The 20,621-nt window shown below is 61.8% G+C and carries 16 protein-coding genes and 1 pseudogene; 8 read left to right on the top strand and 9 right to left on the bottom strand.

Going from position 1 to position 20,621, the window contains the following annotated elements; all coding sequences use genetic code 11:
• The first annotated feature begins 805 nt into the window (after positions 1–805).
• The 4 genes from SOP85_RS07545 (at position 806) to SOP85_RS07560 (ending at position 4,677) form a co-directional block, all read left to right on the top strand.
• Positions 806–1,261, top strand: coding sequence for a (2Fe-2S)-binding protein (locus SOP85_RS07545; protein ID WP_323626558.1), 456 nt, complete (start codon positions 806–808; stop codon positions 1,259–1,261).
• 5 nt (positions 1,262–1,266) lie between these two features.
• Positions 1,267–3,435 (top strand): xanthine dehydrogenase family protein molybdopterin-binding subunit, encoded by a 2,169-nt coding sequence (locus tag SOP85_RS07550; RefSeq protein ID WP_323626559.1) that lies wholly within the window; start codon positions 1,267–1,269, stop codon positions 3,433–3,435.
• 13 nt (positions 3,436–3,448) lie between these two features.
• Positions 3,449–4,030, top strand: a complete 582-nt coding sequence (locus SOP85_RS07555) for a hypothetical protein (RefSeq protein ID WP_323626560.1) — start codon at positions 3,449–3,451, stop codon at positions 4,028–4,030.
• A gap of 74 nt (positions 4,031–4,104) precedes the next feature.
• Positions 4,105–4,677, top strand: a complete 573-nt coding sequence (locus SOP85_RS07560; protein WP_323626561.1) for a GGDEF domain-containing protein — start codon at positions 4,105–4,107, stop codon at positions 4,675–4,677.
• A gap of 126 nt (positions 4,678–4,803) precedes the next feature.
• Here the strand turns inward: SOP85_RS07560 and SOP85_RS07565 are convergent.
• The 9 genes and pseudogenes from SOP85_RS07565 to gloB form a co-directional block, all read right to left on the bottom strand.
• Positions 4,804–4,971, bottom strand: a pseudogene (locus tag SOP85_RS07565) (VOC family protein); the annotation flags it as partial.
• Between the two features lie 92 nt (positions 4,972–5,063).
• On the bottom strand, positions 5,064–5,858 hold the full coding sequence (fabI, locus tag SOP85_RS07570; protein WP_025213267.1) for an enoyl-ACP reductase FabI: 795 nt from the start codon (positions 5,856–5,858) through the stop codon (positions 5,064–5,066).
• A 20-nt stretch (positions 5,859–5,878) separates the two neighbouring features.
• Positions 5,879–7,489, bottom strand: a complete 1,611-nt coding sequence (locus SOP85_RS07575) for an ABC transporter ATP-binding protein (protein ID WP_323626562.1) — start codon at positions 7,487–7,489, stop codon at positions 5,879–5,881.
• Between the two features lies 1 nt (position 7,490).
• Positions 7,491–8,510, bottom strand: a complete 1,020-nt coding sequence (locus SOP85_RS07580) for an ABC transporter permease (protein WP_274077016.1) — start codon at positions 8,508–8,510, stop codon at positions 7,491–7,493.
• Between the two features lies 1 nt (position 8,511).
• Complete coding sequence (locus SOP85_RS07585) at positions 8,512–9,585, bottom strand: microcin C ABC transporter permease YejB (protein WP_323605954.1); 1,074 nt, start codon at positions 9,583–9,585, stop codon at positions 8,512–8,514.
• Positions 9,586–9,589: 4 nt separating this feature from the next.
• Complete coding sequence (locus SOP85_RS07590) at positions 9,590–11,431, bottom strand: extracellular solute-binding protein (protein ID WP_323605952.1); 1,842 nt, start codon at positions 11,429–11,431, stop codon at positions 9,590–9,592.
• On the bottom strand, positions 11,428–13,236 hold the full coding sequence (locus SOP85_RS07595) for an extracellular solute-binding protein (protein WP_408601107.1): 1,809 nt from the start codon (positions 13,234–13,236) through the stop codon (positions 11,428–11,430). Before SOP85_RS07595 ends, SOP85_RS07590 begins: the two co-directional genes overlap by 4 nt.
• A gap of 297 nt (positions 13,237–13,533) precedes the next feature.
• Positions 13,534–14,976, bottom strand: coding sequence for a LysM peptidoglycan-binding domain-containing protein (locus tag SOP85_RS07600; protein WP_274077013.1), 1,443 nt, complete (start codon positions 14,974–14,976; stop codon positions 13,534–13,536).
• A gap of 99 nt (positions 14,977–15,075) precedes the next feature.
• A complete protein-coding gene (gloB, locus tag SOP85_RS07605; protein ID WP_323626564.1) occupies positions 15,076–15,843 on the bottom strand; it encodes a hydroxyacylglutathione hydrolase in 768 nt (255 codons plus the stop codon).
• Positions 15,844–15,908: 65 nt separating this feature from the next.
• On the opposite strand from gloB, the gene SOP85_RS07610 reads away from it, so the two are divergent.
• The 4 genes from SOP85_RS07610 (at position 15,909) to SOP85_RS07625 (ending at position 20,615) form a co-directional block, all read left to right on the top strand.
• Positions 15,909–16,667, top strand: coding sequence for a class I SAM-dependent methyltransferase (locus SOP85_RS07610; RefSeq protein WP_274077011.1), 759 nt, complete (start codon positions 15,909–15,911; stop codon positions 16,665–16,667).
• Positions 16,668–16,757: 90 nt separating this feature from the next.
• Positions 16,758–17,210, top strand: coding sequence for a ribonuclease HI (rnhA, locus tag SOP85_RS07615; RefSeq protein WP_008062270.1), 453 nt, complete (start codon positions 16,758–16,760; stop codon positions 17,208–17,210).
• A gap of 197 nt (positions 17,211–17,407) precedes the next feature.
• Positions 17,408–18,172 (top strand): DNA polymerase III subunit epsilon, encoded by a 765-nt coding sequence (gene dnaQ, locus SOP85_RS07620; protein ID WP_323626565.1) that lies wholly within the window; start codon positions 17,408–17,410, stop codon positions 18,170–18,172.
• A gap of 187 nt (positions 18,173–18,359) precedes the next feature.
• Complete coding sequence (locus tag SOP85_RS07625) at positions 18,360–20,615, top strand: Orn/Lys/Arg decarboxylase N-terminal domain-containing protein (RefSeq protein WP_323626566.1); 2,256 nt, start codon at positions 18,360–18,362, stop codon at positions 20,613–20,615.
• Positions 20,616–20,621: the final 6 nt, after the last annotated feature.

Consider the following 20,621-nt stretch of genomic DNA (forward strand, 5'->3'; position numbering starts at 1 on the left):
GCCGCGCTGGGCCAAGGATGGCCCATCGCGGCGGGCCCACGGAGCAGGACCGGAGCGAGGGCATGCCGAGCCTTAGCGAGGCACCGAACGTCAGGGGCAAGAGCCCTTGGTTACTTGGGGCCGGGCGGCGTTCCGTTTTTCCAAGTGACTCGCCGTAAGGGCGAAACCATAAGTGGCCGTTACCGCAGGAATGGATATGTACTCGGTCAACAAATAATAGGTCGGCTGTCAGGCCGCAATCGCCAGCAGGCTGGCTCCCACAGTAGATCGGGTACGGCCGTGAGATACGGGGCGGTTGTGAGGATGCCATCGCCAGCAGGCTGGCTCCCACAGTAGATCGGGTACGGCCGTGAGATACGGGGCGGTTGTGAGGACGCCATCGCCAGCAGGCTGGCTCCCACAGTAGATCGGGTACAGCCGTGAGATACGGGGTGGTTGTGAGGACGCCATCGCCAGCAGGCTGGCTCCCACAGTAGATCGGGTACGGCCGTGAGATACGGGGCGGCTGTCAGGCCGCCATCGCCAGCAGGCTGGCTCCCACAGTAGATCGGGTACGGCCGTGAGATACGGGGCGGTTGTGAGGACGTCTTCGCTGGCAAGCCAGCTCCTACAGGGGGCGGGGTCGGCCGCGAGAGATGGACGGCTTTATCGGCAATTCGGGCGGGTTTTGTGACCGGTGGTCGATACACCCCGGCCTGCCCGGCAATTTGCGCTTAGCTGAAGGGATAACCCAAAGGCGCGCGTAGGTCGTTGATCGCCAAAGCGGCGCCACCTTCAGAACACCGTGAGTCTGAGGACCTGCGCAATGCTGACCCTGAATATCAATGGCAAGGATCAGGAGCTGGATGTCCCCGCGGACATGCCGCTGCTCTGGGTCCTGCGCGACGTCGCGCACCTGACCGGTACCAAGTTCGGCTGCGGCATGGCCCAGTGCGGCGCCTGCACCGTGCACATCGACGGCACGCCTTTGCGCTCTTGCATCACACCCGCCACGGCCGTGGCCCATGGACAGAAAATCCTCACCATCGAAGGCCTGTCCACCGACGGTTCGCACCCGGTGCAACAGGCCTGGGCCGAACTCGATGTGGTGCAGTGCGGTTACTGCCAGTCCGGGCAGATCATGTCGGCCGCGGCCTTGCTGGCAAAGATCCCGCAACCGACCGACAGCGATATCGACCAGGCGCTGTCGGGCAACATCTGTCGTTGCGGCACCTATCCAAGAATCCGCGCCGCGGTCAAGCGCGCGGCGCAACTGGCTTGATGGCCATGAACAGCATCGATCCGCTGTCGCGTCGTGGCTTTCTCAAGGGCAGTGCCGTGCTGGGGGGCGGGCTGGTGGTGGCGTTTGTCATCCCTGGGGCCCATCGCTTTGCCCTGGGCGCGGAAAACCAGGGCAATGTGTTCGCCCCCAATGCCTTCCTGCGCATCGGCAATGACAATAGCGTCACCGTATTGCTCGGCCATTCGGAAATGGGCCAGGGCATCTGGACCGGGCTGACCATGTTGATTGCCGAAGAACTGGACGCCGACTGGTCGAAGATCCGCGTCGAACACTCACCGGCTTCAGCCGCCGACTATGGACTTGCCGGGTTCGGCGGCATGCAGATCACAGGCGGTTCGACCTCGACCTGGATGGAGTTCGACCGTTATCGCCAGGCCGGTGCAGCGGCGCGGTTGCTGCTGGTCGAGGCCGCGGCCAAGCGTTTCAACGTCGCACCCTCGGCGATACGCACCGAGTCGGGCGTGGTGTTTGCCGGCGACCAGCAGGCCACCTATGGCGAACTGGCCGATGACGCCGGCAAGTTGCCGGTGCCGGACCCGGCGTCGATCAAGCTCAAGGAGGCCAAGGACTGGAAGATCATCGGTAAACCCACCAGGCGCCTGGACACTCCGGAGAAAATCACCGGTCGCGCCAAGTTCGGCATGGACGTGCAGTTCGACGGCCTGATGACCGCGATGGTCGCTCGCTCGCCGGTGTTCGGTGGCAGCGTCAAATCCTTTGAAGGCGCCGAGGCGCTGGCGATACCCGGTGTGCACAAAGTGGTGCAGGTGCCGACCGGCGTGGCGGTGATCGCCGATCACTACTGGGCGGCGAAACTGGGGCGCGATGCGCTGCACGTCGAGTGGGACCTGGGGCCGAACAGCGGGCTCGACAGTGAGCAATTGCTCGAGGAGTTTCGCAAGCTCGCCGCCACCCCCGGGCTGCCCGCCAGTCAGGCGGGCGATGCCCAGGCCGCACTGGCCAAGGCGACCAAGACAATCGATGCCGAGTACAGCGTGCCCTTCCTGGCCCATGCGCCGATGGAGCCGCTCAACTGCACGGTGAGCATCACCCAGGACAAATGCGAGATCTGGACCGGTACGCAGTTCCAGACCCTGGACCAGATGATCGCCGGCAAGATCACCGGGCTCAAACCCGAGCAGGTGCAAATCCACACCGAGTTCCTCGGCGGCGGTTTCGGCCGGCGAGCCAACCCGACTTCGGACTTTGTCGCCGAAGCGGTGCAGGTTGCCAAGGCCGCGGGCGGGCCGGTGAAAACCGTGTGGGCGCGAGAGGATGACATCCGTGGCGGTTATTACCGCTCGGCGTTCCTGCACCAGGCGCGGGTCGGCCTCGGCGCTGATGGCCTGCCGGTGGCGTGGCAGCATGTGCTGGTCGGGCAATCGATCATGGCCGGCACCTCGCTCGAAGCCGCCATGGTCAAGAACGGTATCGACAAAACGTCCGTGGAGGGCGTGGCGGACAGTCCCTATCTGCAAGGGTTGGCCAATCATCAGGTGGAGCTGCATTCGCCCAAGACCGGCATCAGCGTGCTGTGGCTGCGTTCGGTGGGGCATACCCACACCGCCTTCGTCATGGAATCACTGATCGACGAGCTGGCCGCAGCGGCCGGCAAGGACCCGGTGGAATATCGACGCACGTTGCTCAAGGCGCATCCGCGGCATCTGGGCGTATTGAACCTGGCGGTGGAGAAGGCCAACTGGAAGGCGCCGCTGCCCGATGGCCATGCCCTGGGCGTGGCGGTGCATGAGTCATTTGGCAGTTACGTGGCGCAGGTCGCCGAAGTGTCGCAGGACAACCTGGCGATCCGTGTGCACCGGGTGGTGTGCGCGGTGGATTGCGGGATCGCGGTCAATCCGCAGAGCATCGCGGCGCAAATGGAGTCGTGCATCGCCTTCGGCCTGGGCTTCACCTTGCACAGCAAACTGACGATCAAGGACGGCAGGGTGGTGCAGTCCAACTACCACGATTACCAGGTGCTGCGGCTCAACGAGATGCCGGTGGTCGAAGTGCATATCCTGCCCAGCAGCGAGAAACCCGGTGGCATCGGCGAGACGGGTGTACCACCCACGGCGCCGGCGGTGGCCAACGCGGTGTACGCCCTGACCGGGCAACGCCTGCGTGAACTGCCGCTGCAGTTGTCGGGGGTGTGAAATGAAAAGTGAGATGAAGCGACATCATTGGTTGCTCGGTTCGGTGCTTCTGGTTTGCCTGTTTATCTATGCGACAGAGTTGTTCGCCGAAGACCGGGAAGCCTTGAAGGCGTTCGATACCGTGCAGCAAGTCTTCCAGAGCCCGCGTTGCCAGAATTGCCACATCCCCGGCGATTCGCCGTTGCAGTTCGACGCCGGCCTACCCCACGCGATGAACGTCGTGCGTGGCATGGACGGCAAAGGCGCGGCGGGTCTGCCTTGCGCCAGTTGCCATGCGCAAGACAACCCGCCGGCCAGTTACGGCGCCCATGCACCGCCGGGTGCGCCGCATTGGAGCCTGCCACCGGCGGCGCACAAGATGGCCTGGATCGGCCTGCCCCCGGACATGTTGTGCAGCATGATCAAGGACCGTGCGAGCAATGGCGACCGCGATTTCGCCGCGCTGATCAAGCATGTCAGCGAGGACAAGCTGGTGCTGTGGGGCTGGAATCCGGGTGGTAATCGCGCACCGGTGCCGGTTCCCCACGACATTTTTGTCACTCAATTCAAGCGCTGGGCGGACGCCGGTGGGCCGTGCCCGGTAACGGGAAGCTGACCAACGGCTCGCAGACAGGGAGTCAAACCCGGAATCGAGGACTCTAAACTACATACCCACCCATGGAGTATGTGATGCTGATCTCAGGCAAACCGCACAAACCCGGTGTACGTGCAGGGACGCCACAACAGGAGCGCGAGCTGCTGCGCGATCTGGCCCGCAAAGCCGAACAGGAGTTGATCGGCGTGCAGATGGCGAGCATGGATGAGCTGACACTGCTGCCCAACCGGCACGGTTTCATTGCCCTGGCTCAGTTGGGCCTGGAGGCCTGCCAGCAACTGGGGCGGCCGGCGACGCTGCTGTTCTTCAACCTTGATGAGTTCAAACGCATCAACTATCTGTTCGGCCGCACTGAGGGCGACAACGCGCTGAAGACCTTTGCCGACGTGCTGCGTATCGGCTTTCGGGAGAGCGATGTGGTCGGGCGGCTGGAGGGTTCCTCCTTCGTCGCCTTGCTCCTGGGATCCTCCTCGGTAGACGTCAGCGCAATCAGGGCGCGGCTTGAAGAAATGCTCGATGAGCGTAATGCCATGACGCATCGCGGGTATGACATTCGTTTCAGTATTGGGCAGATCGAGTTTGACCCGGCACTGCATGGTTCGGTCGAGGAGCTGTTGGAAGAGGCTGAAGAGGCGCTGGCTCGCTAGAGTTATGGTGTCTTTGCGGGCCTCTTCGCGAGCAAGCCCGCTCCCACAATTAATCGCATTTCAACTGGTTGAGCTCGGTCAAATGTGGGAGCGGGCTTGCTCGCGAAGGCGGTCGTGCAGACAACACTAATTGGCAAAAAGCTGCCCAATATCCTTGAACGCCTTGAACTCCAGGGCATTGCTGCAGGGATCGAACAGAAACATCGTCGCCTGTTCGCCCACCAGCCCCTTGAATCGTATCCCCGGCTCAATCACGAAACGAGTCCCCTGCGATTGCAACCGTTCGGCCAGCGCCTACTACTCCGACATTCCCAGTACCTACAGGTGTACATGATTCCCATAAAAAAACCCGCCTGAAAAGGCGGGTTTTTTTGGCTAACCGAAGATCACTCTTCGAGGTTGCCCATGGCCGTGGTGTTGAAGCCACCGTCCACGTACATGATTTCGCCGCTGATACCGGACGCCAGGTCCGAGCACAGGAAGGCGCCGGCGTTGCCGACTTCTTCGATGGTGACGTTGCGACGCAGCGGGGTTTGCGCTTCGTTGGCGGCCAGCATCTTGCGGAAGTTCTTGATGCCGGAAGCGGCGAGGGTGCGGATCGGGCCGGCCGATACGCAGTTCACGCGGGTGCCGTCCGGGCCCAGGGAGCCGGCCAGGTAACGTACGCCAGCTTCCAGGGAAGCCTTGGCCATGCCCATCACGTTGTAGTTCGGCATGGTGCGCTCGGCGCCCAGGTACGACAGGGTCAGCAGGCTGCCGTTGCGGCCTTTCATCATTTCGCGGCCGGCCTTGGCCAGGGCTACGAAGCTGTAGGCGCTGATGTCGTGAGCGATGCGGAAACCTTCACGGGTGGTGGCTTCGGTGAAGTCGCCGTCCAGTTGGTCGCCCGGGGCGAAGCCAACGGAGTGCACGATGCAGTCCAGGCCGTCCCACTTCTTGCTCAGTGCTTCGAAGACCTTGGCGATTTCTTCATCGCTGGCCACGTCGCACGGGAAGCACAGCTCAGGGCTCGAGCCCCAGCCTTGTGCGAATTCTTCGACACGACCCTTGAGTTTGTCGTTCTGATAAGTGAAGGCAAGCTCAGCGCCCTCGCGATGCATGGCGGCAGCGATGCCGGATGCGATGGACAGCTTGCTGGCGACACCGACGATCAGTACGCGCTTACCGGCGAGAAAACCCATGTGTTGCTCCTCTTTTCAGGTTATTGCGCAGTGGCTGGTGCCAAAAAGGCGGCTTCCAGCAACTGCTGTGTATACGGATGACGGGGGGCGGCAAAAATGCTTTGCGCGTCTCCCTGTTCGACCACTTGGCCATGCTTGACCACCATCAGCTGGTGGCTCAGCGCCTTGACGACAGCCAGGTCATGGCTGATAAACAGATACGTCAGGTTGTACTTGCTTTGCAGTGATCGTAAAAGCTCGACCACTTGGCGTTGCACGGTGCGGTCGAGGGCCGAAGTCGGCTCGTCCAGCAGTATCAACGCCGGTTTTAGCACCAGTGCCCGGGCAATGGCGATTCTCTGCCGTTGCCCGCCGGAAAATTCGTGGGGGTAGCGGTTCCGGGTTTCCGGGTCCAGGCCTACCTCCTTCAATGCTGCAATAATCGCCGCTTCCTGTTCCTCAGCGGTGCCCATCTTGTGAATCCGCAGGCCTTCGCCGACGATCTGGCTCACGCACATCCGTGGGCTCAAGCTGCCGAAGGGGTCCTGGAACACCACCTGCATCTCCCGCCGCAGCGGCCTGACCTGTTGTTGCGTCAGGCAGTCTAGCTGCTTGCCTTCAAATCGGATGCCGCCGGTACTGCCAATCAAGCGCAATATTGCCAGGCCCAGCGTCGACTTGCCGGAACCGCTTTCTCCCACAATCCCCAGGGTCTGGCCCTGGGGCAGGCTGAAATTGATACCGTCGACCGCCTTGACGTAGTCCACGGTCTTTTTCAGCAGGCCTTTCTTGATCGGGAACCAGACTTTCAGGTCCTCGACCGCAAGCAACGGCGGGCCGACGACATTGGTTGCAGGCTTGCCGCTGGGCTCCGCTGCCAGCAGTTCCCGAGTGTACGGGTGCTGCGGCGCGCGGAACAATTCTTCGCACGATGCCTGTTCGACGATGCAACCGCGCTGCATGACACATACGCGATGCGCAATTCTTTTGACCAGGTTCAAATCGTGGCTGATCAGTAGCAGAGCCATGCCCAGGCGGGCCTGCAATTCCTTGAGCAATTCGAGGATTTTCAGCTGGACGGTCACGTCCAGCGCAGTGGTTGGCTCGTCGGCAATCAGCAGTTCCGGCTCGTTGGCCAGGGCCATGGCGATCATCACCCGCTGGCGCTGGCCGCCGGACAATTCGTGGGGCAGGGCCTTGAGACGCTTTTCCGGCTCGGGAATGCCGACCATTTCCAGCAGCTCCAGGGTGCGCTTGGTCGCGACTTTGCCGACCAGGCCCTTGTGAATGCCCAGCACCTCGTTGATCTGCTTCTCGATCGAGTGCAGCGGATTGAGCGAGGTCATCGGCTCCTGGAAGATCATCGCGATCCGGTTGCCGCGGATATGGCGGATGGTTTTCTCTTTCAGCTCCAGCAGGTTCTGCCCGGCATATTCGATGGTCCCCGACGGGTGCCTGGCGAGCGGGTAGGGCAGCAGGCGCAGGATCGAATGCGCCGTCACCGATTTCCCGGAGCCGCTTTCACCCACCAGCGCCAGGGTTTCGCCACGCTTGATGTCGAAGCTGACCCCTTCGACCACCCGCTGGCAGCGCTCGCCAACGACAAATTCGACGGCCAGGTCGCGCACTTCGATCAGATTGTCCTGATTCATTTCACTTCCTCGGGTCGAAGGCATCGCGAGCGGACTCGCCGATGAACACCAGCAAACTCAACATCAACGCCAGCACGGCAAAGGCGCTCATGCCCAGCCAGGGCGCCTGCAGGTTGGACTTGCCCTGGGCGACCAGTTCACCCAATGAAGGGCTGCCGGCCGGCAAGCCGAAGCCGAGGAAATCCAGGGCGGTCAGGGTACCAATGGCGCCAGTCAGGATGAACGGCATGAAGGTCATGGTCGAGACCATGGCGTTGGGCAGGATGTGGCGGAACATGATCGCACCATTCTGCATGCCCAGCGCCCGCGCCGCACGCACGTATTCGAGGTTGCGCCCGCGCAGGAACTCGGCACGCACCACGTCCACCAGGCTCATCCAGGAAAACAGCAGCATGATCCCCAGCAGCCACCAGAAGTTCGGCTGGACGAAGCTGGCGAGGATGATCAGCAGGTACAGCACCGGCAAGCCCGACCAGATCTCGAGGAAGCGCTGCCCGGCGAGGTCCACCCAGCCGCCGTAGAAACCCTGCAGCGCCCCGGCAATCACGCCGATCAGCGAGCTGAGCAAAGTCAGCGTCAGGGCGAACAACACGGAAATCCGGAAGCCGTAGATCACCCGCGCAAGCACATCGCGGCCCTGGTCATCGGTGCCCAGCAGGTTGTCGGTCGAGGGGGGCGCGGGGGCCGGCACTTTCAGGTCGTAGTTGATGCTCTGGTAGCTGTAGGGAATCGGCGCCCACAGCACCCAGGCGTCCTTGGCCTTGAGCAGTTCACGAATGTACGGGCTCTTGTAGTTGGCCTCCAGCGGGAACTCGCCGCCGAAGGTGGTTTCCGGGTAGCGCTTGAGCGCCGGGAAGTACCAGCCGTTGTCGTAGTGCACCACCAGCGGCTTGTCGTTGGCGATCAACTCGGCGCCGAGGCTGGCGCCGAACAGGATCAGGAACAGCCACAACGACCACCAGCCGCGTTTGTTGGCCTTGAACAGCTCGAAGCGCCGGCGATTGAGAGGGGACAGGTTCATCTCAATGCTCCCGGCTTTCGAAGTCGATGCGCGGATCGACAAAGGTGTAGGTGAGGTCGCCGATCAGCTTCACCACCAGCCCCAGCAGGGTGAAGATGAACAGCGTGCCGAAGACCACCGGGTAGTCGCGGTTGATCGCCGCTTCGAAACTCATCAGGCCGAGGCCGTCGAGGGAGAAGATCACTTCCACCAGCAAGGAGCCTGTGAAGAAGATGCCGATGAACGCCGAGGGGAAACCGGCGATCACCAGCAGCATGGCGTTGCGAAACACATGGCCATAGAGCACGCGGTGATTGGTCAGGCCCTTGGCCTTGGCGGTGACCACGTACTGCTTGTTGATTTCATCGAGGAAGCTGTTCTTGGTCAGCAGGGTCATGGTCGCGAAGTTGCCGATCACCAGGGCGGTCACCGGAAGCGCCAAGTGCCAGAAGTAGTCGAGGATCTTGCCGCCCATGCTCAATTCGTCGAAGTTGTTCGAGGTCAGCCCGCGCAACGGGAACCAGTCCAGATAACTGCCACCGGCAAACACCACGATCAGCAGGATGGCGAACAGGAACGCCGGGATCGCGTAGCCGACGATGATCGCCGAACTGGTCCAGACGTCAAAGTGACTGCCGTGCCGCGTGGCCTTGGCGATCCCCAGCGGGATCGACACCAGGTACATGATCAGGGTGCTCCACAGCCCGAGTGAAATCGACACCGGCATCTTTTCCTTGATCAGGTCGATGACCTTGGCATCGCGGAAGAAGCTGTCGCCGAAATCCAGCGACGCGTAGTTCTTGACCATGATCCACAAGCGTTCCGGCGCCGATTTGTCGAAGCCGTACATGTGCTCGATTTCCTTGATCAGCGCCGGGTCCAGGCCTTGCGCGCCACGATAGGTCGAACCTGCGACCGACACTTCGGCACCACCGCCGGCAATGCGGCTGGTGGCGCCTTCGAAGCCTTCGAGCTTGGCGATCATCTGTTCCACCGGCCCACCGGGGGCGGCCTGGATGATCACGAAGTTGATCAGCAAAATGCCGAACAGGGTCGGGATGATCAGCAGCAGTCGCCGAAAAATATACGCCAGCATCTGATTACTCCGTGCCCGCAGGGTCGGCTTGCAATTTGGTTTCGATCTCTATGGCCGGTTTCGCATCGGGCTTGATCCACCAGGTGTTGATGCCGATGTCATATTTAGGCGAGACCTTGGGGTGGCCGATGTGGTTCCAGTAGGCCACGCGCCAGGTCTTGATGTGCCAGTTGGGTATCACGTAATAGCCCCATTGCAGCACCCGGTCCAGTGCGCGGGCATGGGCGACCAGGCTGCGGCGTGAGTCGGCGTTGATCAATTGCTCGACCAGCTGGTCCACCACCGGGTCCTTGAGGCCCATGGAGTTGCGGCTGCCGGGCTTGTCGGCGGCCGCGGTCATCCAGAACTCGCGCTGTTCGTTGCCCGGTGAGTTGGACTGCGGGAAGCTGCCGACGATCATGTCGAAGTCCCGCGAGCGCACGCGGTTGACGTACTGCGAAACGTCGACCCGGCGGATCACCAGCTCGATGCCCAGGTCGCTCAGGTTACGCTTGAACGGTAGCAGCACCCGTTCGAATTCGGTCTGGGCCAGGAGGAATTCGATGCTCACCGGTTTGCCGTTGGCATCGACCATCTTGTCGTCGACGATGCGCCAGCCGGCCTCCTGCAGCAACTGGTAGGCCTGGCGTTGCTGGGTGCGGATCATGCCGCTGGCGTCGGTCACCGGGTTGGCGAACGCCTCGCTGAACACCTGCTCGGGAATCTTGCCGCGAAACGGGTCCAAAATCGCCAGCTGATCGGCGTCCGGCAGCCCGGTGGCGGCCATTTCCGAGTTCTCGAAATAGCTGCGGGTGCGTGCGTAGGCACTGTTGAACAACTGCTTGTTGGTCCATTCGAAGTCCAGCAGCAGGGTCAGGGCCTGGCGCACCCGCACGTCCTGGAACACAGGGCGGCGCAGGTTGAAGACGAAACCCTGCATGCCGGTGGGGTTGCCGTTGGGGATCTGTTCCTTGATCAGCCGGCCTTCGGTCACCGCCGGGATGTTGTAGGCGTTGGCCCAGTTCTTCGCGGTCATCTCCAGCCAGTAATCGAACTGCCCGGCCTTCAGGGCTTCAAGCGCCACGGTGTTGTCGCGGTAGTAGTCGGTGGTCATCACGTCGAAGTTGTAGAAGCCGCGGTTGATCGGCAGGTCCTTGCCCCAGTAGTCCTTGACCCGCTCATAACGCACCGAGCGCCCGGCCTTCACTTCGGTGACCTTGTACGGGCCGCTGCCCAGCGGCACTTCCAGGTTGCCCTTGTTGAAGTCGCGGCTGGCCCACCAATGCTTGGGCAGCACCGGCAACTGGCCGAGGATCAGCGGCAGTTCGCGGTTGTTGCTGTGCTTGAACTTGAACAGCACGGTCAGCGGATCTTCGGCGACCACGTCGGCGACGTCGCTGTAGTAGCCGCGGTACATCGGCGCGCCATCCTTGACCAGGGTCTGGAAACTGAACACCACGTCTTCGGCGCGCACCGGATGGCCATCATGGAAGCGTGCTTCGGGCCGCAGGTAGAAACGCACCCAGTCGTTGTCCGGAGCTTTTTCGATCTTGCCGGCGATCAGGCCATATTCAGTGAAGGGTTCATCCAGGCTCTGCCTGGCCAGGGTGTCGTAGATCAGGTCGATGTCGTTGGCTGACACGCCCTTGCTGATGAACGGGTTGAGGCTGTCGAAACCGCCGAACCCGGCCTGGCGGAATTTCCCGCCCTTGGGTGCGTCCGGGTCGACGTAATCGAAGTGTTTGAAGTCGGCCGGGTATTTCGGCGGCTCGTTGTACAGGGTCAGGGCATGTTGCGGGGCGGCGAAGGCCCACCCTGCGAACAACAGGGCGCTGGCCTGCACGAGCAGGGCGCTTGCGAATTTCATCGATCTTTCTCCGAAGATTTCAGCCACCACGCGCTCAGGCCCAGGGTGTAGGGCGGCGTCGTGACGAAGGCCAACCGGTTGCGGTAGGCCAGGCGGTGATAATTGAGGTACCAGTTGGGAATGATGTAGTGCTGCCACAGCAATACCCGGTCGAGGGCTTTGCCGGCGGCGACCTGTTCGTCACGGTTCTTGGCCGCGAGCAGTTGATCGAGCAGATGATCGACCACCGGATTGGCGATGCCCGCGTAGTTCTTGCTGCCCTTGACCCCGACCTGGCTGGAGTGAAAATACTGCCATTGCTCAAGGCCCGGGCTGAGGGTCTGGTTGAGGGTCATCAGGATCATGTCGAAATCGAACTGGTCGAGGCGCTGTTTGTACTGGGCGCGATCGACCGTGCGCAACCTGGCGTCGATGCCGATGCTGGTGAGATTCTCGACGTAGGGCTGGAGGATGCGTTCCAGGTTCGGGTTGACCAGCAGGATCTCCAGGCGCAAGGGTTGCCCGGCCGCGTTCTGCAAGCGCTGGCCATTGAGCTTCCAGCCGGCCTCGGCCAGCAGGCTCAGGGCCTTGCGCATGGTTTCCCGGGGGATGCCCCGGCCCTGGGTCTGCGGCAGGCTGAAAGGCTCGGTGAACAGCCTGGCCGGCAGTTGCTCGCGATACGGTTTGAGCAACAGCCATTCATGGCCGACCGGCAGCCCGCTGGCGGAGAACTCGCTGTTGGGGTAGTAGCTCATGGCGCGTTTGTAGGCGCCGCTGAACAGGGTGCGGTTGGTCCACTCGAAGTCGAACATCAGGCCGAGTGCTTCGCGAACCCGGGGCTCGGCGAATGTCGGGCGGCGGCTGTTGATGAACAGGCCCTGGGTCTGGGTCGGGATCTGGTGCGGGATCTGCGCCTTGATCACCTCGCCACGACGGATCGCCGGAAAACCGTAGCCGGTGGCCCAGTTTTTCGCCTGGTGCTCGATGTAGATGTCGAACTCGCCGGCCTTGAACGCTTCGAACGCGACGTCGCTGTCACGGTAGAACTCGACTTCCATACGATCGACATTGTACTTGCCGCGGTTGACCGGCAGGTCTTTGCCCCAGTAGTCCTTGACCCGCTCGAACACGATCTGGCGCCCAGGGTTGACCGCGGTGATGCGATACGGCCCGCTGCCCAGCGGCGGTTCGAAGGTGGTCGCCTTGAAGTCGCGACCTTTCCAGTAATGCTGCGGCAACACCGGCAACTCCCCCAGGCGCAGGATCAGCAAGGGATTGCCGGCACGCTTGAAGACGAAACGAATGCGCTGCGGATTGAGGATGTCGACCCGCAACACCTCCTGCAGGTTGGTGCGGTATTGCGGATGACCTTCCTTGAGCAGCAGGCGGTAGGAGAATGCCACGTCATAAGCGGTGATCGGCGTGCCGTCGTGGAAGCGTGCCTCGGGGCGCAGGTTGAAGACCACCCAGCTGCGATCCTCGCTGTATTCCACCGACTGGGCGATCAGGCCGTAACTGGAGGTCGGCTCGTCTCCGGATGGCGCGTACTGGCCGGTGCCGACCATCAGCGGCTCGTTCAACTCGTTGATGCCGTATTGCAGGAAATTCGGCGTGGTCACCGGGCTGGTGCCCTTGAAGGTGTAGGGGTTGAGCGTATCGAAGGTGCCAAATGCCATGACCCGCAACGTACCGCCCTTGGGCGCTTGCGGGTTGACCCAGTCGAAGTGGGTAAATCTGGCCGGGTACTTGAGCGTGCCGAACTGCGCATAACCATGGCTTTCGCTGATCGTCGCGCTTGCGGTGGAGCTCAAGGCCAGGCTGATCAGGAGCGGGAGGAGGGGACGCTTCAAATAAGGAATCCGATCCGGGCGGCTTGGGCATTGTGGATCGTACAGTAACAGCTTGTATGGACAGGAAAAAGACGGCGGCCTCACAGCCGCCCCATCTCTCGCGCCTGTACCCGATCTACTGTAGGAGCTGGCTTGCCGGCGATGGTCGTTAACGATTACGCGTATTTACAGGTTAACCGCGTCGATCCTTGGTTTTTCGCTGGCAAGCCAGCTCCTACAGAGGTCTGCTGAAACATGCGGACAAAAAAAGCCCCTGAATTCAGGGGCTCATTTTTAGTGCGGGTTGGAAACCGTCAGCATCTGTCCAGGCTTCAACGCCTGGCCGACACGAGGATTCCAGCGCTTGAGGTGCTGCATTTCAACGTTGAAGCGCTTGGCCACCATGTACAGCGAGTCGCCTTGCTGAACCTTGTACTGGGACTGCGGCTTCTCGGTCCTGGATTTTGACTTGGCCGCGACCACGGTGTTGATGCGTCCGGAGTTACGCTTGCCGGTGTCTTGCATGACCAGCGTCTGGCCCGGCTTGAGATTCTTGCCGCTCAGCTTGTTCCAGCGTTGCAGGTCCTTGACGTTGACATTGTTGGCCTTGGCAATGGAGCCCAGGTTGTCGCCGCGCTTGACCCGGTAGCTGCGCTTGGCGCTCGCCAGTTGCGTATTGTCCGAGCCTTCGAAAACCGGTTTGAGCTGCTTCTTGCTGATCAACTCGTCAGGGCGCATGGTCTGCAGGCTGGTGGTCAGCAGCTGTGCCTTGGAAGTCGGTACCAGCAAGTGCTGCGGGCCGTCGATGGTGGTGCGCTGCTTGAAGGCCGGGTTGAGCTGGAACAGCTCGTCTTCGTCGATGTTGGCCACCGCGGCGACCTTGGACAGGTCCATGCGCTGGTTGATTTCGACGACCTGGAAATACGGTTCGTTGGCGATCGGGTTGAGGTTCACGCCGTAGGCATCCGGCGCCATGACCACCTGCGACAGTGCCAGCAACTTCGGCACGTAGGCCTGGGTTTCGGCGGGCAGCGGCAGGTTCCAGTAGTCGGTTGGCAGGCCGAGTCGCTCGTTGCGTTCGATCGCACGGCTGACCGTGCCTTCGCCGGCGTTGTAGGCGGCCAGGGCCAGCAGCCAGTCGCCATTGAACATGTCGTGCAGGCGGGTCAGGTAGTCCATGGCCGCCGTGGTCGAGGCGGTGATGTCGCGTCGGCCATCGTAAAAACGGGTCTGGCGCAGGTTGAAGTAACGCCCGGTGGAGGGAATGAACTGCCACAGACCCACCGCATTGGCCCGGGAATAGGCCATCGGGTTGTAGGCGCTTTCGATCACTGGCAGCAGCGCCAGCTCCAGGGGCATGTTGCGCTCTTCAAGGCGTTCGACGATGTAATGGATGTACAGGCTGCCGCGGTCGCCGGCGTTTTCGAGGAACGATGGATTGCTGGCGAACCACAGGCGCTGTTGCTCGATGCGCGGGTTGACGCCCAGGCCGTCCTGCAGCTGGAAGCCCTGGCGCATGCGCTCCCAGACATCCTGCGGGATTTGCGGGGTCGGCTTTTCGGTGAGGAAGACGGGCTTCTGCTTGGCGCGCGCGGCAATGTTCGGCGTGTGCGCCGCATCGGTCTGCGGCGCATGGCTGGAACAGCCTGCCAATGTCGCGGACACAGCCACCGCTATGGCTTGCGCCAGGCGGGTGAGGGTGTCCGAATTGATGGCTTTGCGTATAGATGACGACATTGGCTGGAAGTAAGTTCCGGGCAAAAATGTCGGGCGATTCTAGAAAGCGCACCCTCTGCGGTCAACCTTTCAGAGTTTTTGGACTATCGTGCAAACAGCTCAGAATGTATCTTTCCAGGCTCTTAGCGCAGCAAAAACCATATCGGGCGCGGAGTTATCGGTGCCGGTCCGTTCATCCGCTTTTTCTTTAACGGATGTTTCACCGGTGCGTAAAAACGGATTTGTACGTTTTTCCAGGGCCACCGTGGACGGCAATGTCATGACCCCCGCTTCCCGCTGGCGGGTCACGCTGGCCAGGCGTTCGAGGGTGTCGGCGTTGCCGGGTTCGACAGCGGCAGCGAAGCGCAGATTGCTCAGGGTGTACTCATGGGTGCAGTAGACCTTCGTTTCCCCGGGCAGGGCGGCGAGGCGCGACAGCGAGCTGTACATCTGCTTGGGCGTGCCTTCGAACAGACGCCCGCACCCGGCGGCGAAGAGGGTGTCGCCACAAAACAGCAGGCCGGGGTAATAATAGGCAATGTGCCCCAGGGTATGGCCCGGAACGGCGATGATATCGAAATCAAGGCCCAGTACGCTGATGCGATCGTTGTCCTTGAGCGCAACATTGCGCGCCGGGATGTTTTCGCTGGCCGGACCGTAGACCGTTGCGTCCGTCGCTTTCTTCAGCGCTTCGACTCCGCCGACATGGTCATGGTGGTGGTGAGTGATCAGAATATCGCTCAGGACCCATTGCGGATTGTCCTTGAGCCAGGCCTGTACTGGCGCGGCATCGCCCGGATCGACCACCGCACAGCGGTGGGTGCGAGGGTCTTGTAACAACCAGATGTAGTTGTCGGTGAAGGCGGGCAGGGCAGTGATCTGTATCATCGTCGGATTCGCCAAGCTGGAAACAATGGCGCATCTTAGAACTTCCTGGCGCGTTGGAGAATGCAATGACCGATAAAGCGTTCGCTCAGGCTGATCCTGACTGGCTGGCGTTGATCAGCGCAGCCCGTGAGTGGCTGTCCGGCCCCCTCGGCCAATTCCTGCTGGATGAAGAACGGCGCATGCTCGAAGACGAGCTGGGGCGCTTCTTCGGTGGCTACCTGGTGCATTACGGGCCGTCGGCCCAGACGCCGCCGTCGGCGCCGCAGGTGCAGCGCAACGTGCGCCTGGGTGCGCCGTTGCCCGGGGTCGAGATCGTCTGCGAGGAACAGGCCTGGCCGCTGAGCGAGCATGCCGCCGATGTGGTGGTGCTGCAGCATGGGCTGGATTTCTGCCTCTCGCCCCATGGTTTGCTGCGCGAGGCAGCGAGCAGCGTGCGGCCCGGCGGGCATTTACTGATCGTCGGCATCAACCCCTGGAGTACGTGGGGGCTGCGCCATGTGTTTGCCCATGATGGCTTGCGCAAAGCGCGCTGCATTTCCCCCTCGCGGGTGGCTGACTGGCTCAACCTGCTGGGCTTCGCGCTGGAGAAACGCCGCTTCGGGTGCTATCGTCCGCCGCTGGCTTCGCCCACCTGGCAGACCCGTCTGGCCGGTTGGGAACGCAAGGCCGGTGACTGGCAACTGGGCGGTGGTGGCTTCTATTTATTGGTGGCGCGCAAGATCGTGGTCGGCCTGCGGCCGGTCCGCCAGGAGCGCCGCGAGCCGATGGGCAAGCTGATCCCGTTGCCGATGGCCAAGGTCAACCGGCGCAACATCGAACCGTGATACTTCCTTTTTTCCGGCCGGGGGTGACCCCGGTCCTGGGCGTCGTCGATCATCGATTGGCGGGCCACTGCATTTTCTGGATAGATTGGCATGAGCGATAGCGTAGAACTCTTCACCGACGGCGCCTGCAAGGGCAACCCTGGCCCTGGCGGCTGGGGCGCATTGCTGGTGTGCAAGGGGGTCGAGAAGGAACTGTGGGGCGGCGAAGCCAACACCACCAATAACCGCATGGAACTGATGGGCGCGATTCGCGGCCTGGAAGAGCTCAAGCGTTCCTGCGACGTGTTGCTGGTGACCGACTCCCAGTACGTGATGAAAGGCATCAACGAGTGGATGGCCAACTGGAAAAAACGCGGCTGGAAAACCGCAGCGAAAGAGCCGGTCAAGAACGCCGACCTGTGGAAGCTGCTCGACGAGCAGGTCAATCGCCATAACGTCACCTGGAAATGGGTGCGCGGACACATTGGCCATCACGGCAACGAACGGGCCGACCAACTGGCCAACCGTGGCGTGGATGAAGTGCGCGGGTTCAAGCAAGCCTGACTGCAATCCCCCTGTAGGAGCTGCCGCAGGCTGCGATCTTTTGATCTTGATTTTTTTTGGATCGCAGAAAATCAAGAGCCAGATCAAAAGATCGCAGCCTGCGGCAGCTCCTACATTGACCGTATTCACGACGCAAACCTTGAGCGTGGTAGTATCCGCGCTTTTGCACGATTGACCGATTGAGAGCTGAGCACCCGATGGCCACCAGATCCGTTGTACTCGATACCGAAACCACCGGCATGCCGGTGACCGACGGCCACCGGATTATCGAAATCGGTTGTGTCGAGTTGATCGGCCGGCGCCTGACCGGCCGGCATTTTCACGTGTACCTGCAACCGGATCGCGAAAGTGACGAAGGCGCCATCGGCGTCCACGGCATCACCAACGAGTTCCTGGTGGGCAAGCCGCGTTTCGCCGAGGTGGCCGAAGAGTTCTTCGAGTTCATCAAGGGTGCGCAGCTGATCATCCATAACGCGGCGTTCGACGTTGGTTTCATCAACAACGAATTTGCCCTGATGGGCCAGCACGATCGTGCGGACATCACGCAACACTGCTCGATCCTCGATACCTTGATGATGGCCAGGGAACGTCACCCGGGGCAGCGCAACAGCCTCGATGCCTTGTGCAAGCGCTATGGCGTCGACAACTCCGGCCGTGAGCTGCACGGCGCCTTGCTCGACTCCGAGATCCTGGCTGACGTCTACCTGACCATGACCGGCGGCCAGACCAGCCTGTCCCTGGCGGGCAATGCCTCGGATGGCAATGGCTCCGGCGAGGGTGCGGACAACTCCGCCACGGAAATCCGCCGCCTGCCGGCCAACCGCCAGCCGACGCGGATCATTCGCGCCAGTGACGAAGATTTGGCCCAGCATATGGCGCGGCTGGAAATCATCAGTAAATCTGCTGGTGGGCCGGCGCTTTGGTTGCAGTTGGCTGAGGCCGAGGCCGAAGCGTCGGCGTAGGTCCTTTACAAGATCGCAGCCTCGTTTCACTCGACAGCTCCTACAGGTGAAATGAGGCTGCGATCTTTTGATCTTAAACAAGATCTGACGACCCATTTCAGTGCGTCGCACTCGCCACATCCGCTCCAACCCTCTACCCTGAGGTGATTGGCAGTCTCTGGCCTGCCGCCTCAGGACACTGAGCACCATGTATAAAGATCTGAAATTCCCGGTCCTGATCGTCCATCGCGACATCAAGGCCGACACCGTCGCTGGCGATCGCGTGCGGGGGATCGCCCGGGAACTGGAGCAGGAAGGTTTCAGTATCGTCTCGGCGATGGATTACACCGAAGGCCGGCTGGTTGCCTCGACCCATCACGGGCTCTCCTGCATGCTGATCGCAGCGGAAGACGCCAGCGCTCATTCGCACTTGTTACAAAATATGGCCGAGTTGATCGGGCTGGCGCGGGTGCGTGCCCCGGACCTGCCCATCTTCGCCCTGGGCGAGCAAGTGACTTTGGAAAACGCTCCGGCCGACGCCATGGCCGAGCTCAATCAGTTACGCGGCATTCTCTACCTGTTCGAAGACACCGTGCCTTTCCTCGCCCGCCAGGTGGCGCGGGCCGCGCGCAAGTACCTGGATGGTTTGCTGCCGCCGTTCTTCAAGGCGTTGGTGCAACACACCGCAGATTCCAACTATTCCTGGCACACCCCCGGTCATGGCGGCGGGGTGGCGTATCACAAAAGCCCGGTAGGGCAGGCGTTCCACCAGTTTTTCGGGGAAAACACCCTGCGTTCGGATTTATCGGTATCGGTGCCCGAACTGGGCTCGCTGCTGGATCACACCGGCCCCCTGGCCGAGGCGGAGGCGCGTGCGGCGCGTAACTTCGGCGCCGATCACACCTTCTTCGTGATCAATGGCACCTCGACCGCGAACAAGATCGTCTGGCACTCCATGGTCGCGCGCGACGACCTGGTGCTGGTGGACCGCAATTGCCACAAGTCGGTGCTGCACTCGATCATCATGACCGGTGCCATCCCGCTGTACCTGTGCCCTGAGCGCAATGAGCTGGGGATCATCGGGCCGATTCCCTTGAGCGAGTTCAGCCGCGAGTCGATCCAGGCCAAGATCGACGCCAGTCCGTTGACCCGGGGCCGGGCGCCAAAGGTCAAGCTGGCGGTGGTGACCAATTCGACGTACGACGGCCTCTGCTACAACGCCGAGCTGATCAAGCAGCAGTTGGGCAACAGTGTCGAGGTGTTGCACTTTGACGAGGCCTGGTATGCCTACGCGGCGTTCCATGAATTCTTCGCCGGGCGCTACGGCATGGGTACTTCCCGCAGTGAAGACAGTCCACTGGTGTTCACCACCCATTCCACGCACAAGCTGCTGGCAGCCTTCAGCCAGGCGTCGATGATTCATGTGCAGGACGGTGGCGCCCGGCAGCTGGACCGCGATCGTTTCAACGAAGCTTTCATGATGCACATCTCCACGTCGCCGCAGTACGGCATCATCGCTTCGCTGGATGTGGCGTCGGCGATGATGGAGGGCGGGGCCGGGCGTTCGCTGTTGCAGGAAATGTTCGACGAGGCCCTGAGTTTTCGCCGGGCGCTGGCCAATCTGCGCCAGCACATCGCCGCCGACGATTGGTGGTTTTCCATCTGGCAGCCGCCGTCGGTGGAAGGCATCGACCGGGTGGTGACCGAGGACTGGCTGCTGCAACCGGGGGATGACTGGCACGGCTTTGGCGAGGTGAGCGACGATTATGTCCTGCTCGATCCGATCAAGGTCAGCCTGGTGATGCCGGGCCTGACCGCGGGCGGTGCGCTTAGCGAACGCGGAATCCCGGCGGCGGTAGTCAGCAAGTTTCTCTGGGAGCGCGGGCTGGTGGTCGAAAAGACCGGGCTGTATTCGTTCCTGGTGTTGTTCTCGATGGGCATCACCAAGGGCAAGTGGAGCACGCTGCTCACCGAGTTGCTGGAGTTCAAGCGCAGCTACGACGCCAACGTCAGTCTGGCCAGTTGCCTGCCCTGTGTGGCCCAGCAGCACGGCGCGCGCTATCAGGGCATGGGTTTGCGTGACCTGTGCGATCAGCTGCACGCCTGTTACCGCAGCAATGCCACGGCCAAACATCTCAAGCGCATGTACACGGTACTGCCACAAATCGCCATGAAGCCGGCGGACGCCTATGATCATCTGGTGCGTGGCGAAGTTGAAGCGGTGTCGATCGATGCCCTGGAAGGGCGCATCGCTGCCGTCATGCTGGTACCGTACCCGCCGGGCATACCGTTGATCATGCCCGGCGAGCGATTTACCGAAGCGACCCGCTCGATCATCGACTACCTGGCGTTTGCTCGCACGTTCGACAGCAGCTTCCCGGGTTTCGTCGCAGACGTGCACGGATTGCAACACGAAGACGAGGGCAATGGACGGCACTACACCGTCGATTGCATCAAGGAATGAGGACCT

Origin of the sequence: Pseudomonas sp. YuFO20 (genome assembly GCF_035064975.1) — a bacterium.
Taxonomy (GTDB): domain Bacteria; phylum Pseudomonadota; class Gammaproteobacteria; order Pseudomonadales; family Pseudomonadaceae; genus Aquipseudomonas; species Aquipseudomonas putida_AE.

What these genes read in the sequence shown, in the direction of transcription:
- SOP85_RS07545 (WP_323626558.1), top strand. Translation starts at nt 806, where the DNA reads ATGCTGACCCTGAATATCAATGGCAAGGATCAGGAGCTGGATGTCCCC.
- SOP85_RS07550 (WP_323626559.1), top strand. Translation starts at nt 1,267, where the DNA reads ATGAACAGCATCGATCCGCTGTCGCGTCGTGGCTTTCTCAAGGGCAGT.
- SOP85_RS07555 (WP_323626560.1), top strand. Translation starts at nt 3,449, where the DNA reads ATGAAGCGACATCATTGGTTGCTCGGTTCGGTGCTTCTGGTTTGCCTG.
- SOP85_RS07560 (WP_323626561.1), top strand. Translation starts at nt 4,105, where the DNA reads ATGCTGATCTCAGGCAAACCGCACAAACCCGGTGTACGTGCAGGGACG.
- fabI (WP_025213267.1), bottom strand. Translation starts at nt 5,858, where the DNA reads ATGGGTTTTCTCGCCGGTAAGCGCGTACTGATCGTCGGTGTCGCCAGC.
- SOP85_RS07575 (WP_323626562.1), bottom strand. Translation starts at nt 7,489, where the DNA reads ATGAATCAGGACAATCTGATCGAAGTGCGCGACCTGGCCGTCGAATTT.
- SOP85_RS07580 (WP_274077016.1), bottom strand. Translation starts at nt 8,510, where the DNA reads ATGAACCTGTCCCCTCTCAATCGCCGGCGCTTCGAGCTGTTCAAGGCC.
- SOP85_RS07585 (WP_323605954.1), bottom strand. Translation starts at nt 9,585, where the DNA reads ATGCTGGCGTATATTTTTCGGCGACTGCTGCTGATCATCCCGACCCTG.
- SOP85_RS07590 (WP_323605952.1), bottom strand. Translation starts at nt 11,431, where the DNA reads ATGAAATTCGCAAGCGCCCTGCTCGTGCAGGCCAGCGCCCTGTTGTTC.
- SOP85_RS07600 (WP_274077013.1), bottom strand. Translation starts at nt 14,976, where the DNA reads ATGTCGTCATCTATACGCAAAGCCATCAATTCGGACACCCTCACCCGC.
- gloB (WP_323626564.1), bottom strand. Translation starts at nt 15,843, where the DNA reads ATGATACAGATCACTGCCCTGCCCGCCTTCACCGACAACTACATCTGG.
- SOP85_RS07610 (WP_274077011.1), top strand. Translation starts at nt 15,909, where the DNA reads ATGACCGATAAAGCGTTCGCTCAGGCTGATCCTGACTGGCTGGCGTTG.
- rnhA (WP_008062270.1), top strand. Translation starts at nt 16,758, where the DNA reads ATGAGCGATAGCGTAGAACTCTTCACCGACGGCGCCTGCAAGGGCAAC.
- dnaQ (WP_323626565.1), top strand. Translation starts at nt 17,408, where the DNA reads ATGGCCACCAGATCCGTTGTACTCGATACCGAAACCACCGGCATGCCG.
- SOP85_RS07625 (WP_323626566.1), top strand. Translation starts at nt 18,360, where the DNA reads ATGTATAAAGATCTGAAATTCCCGGTCCTGATCGTCCATCGCGACATC.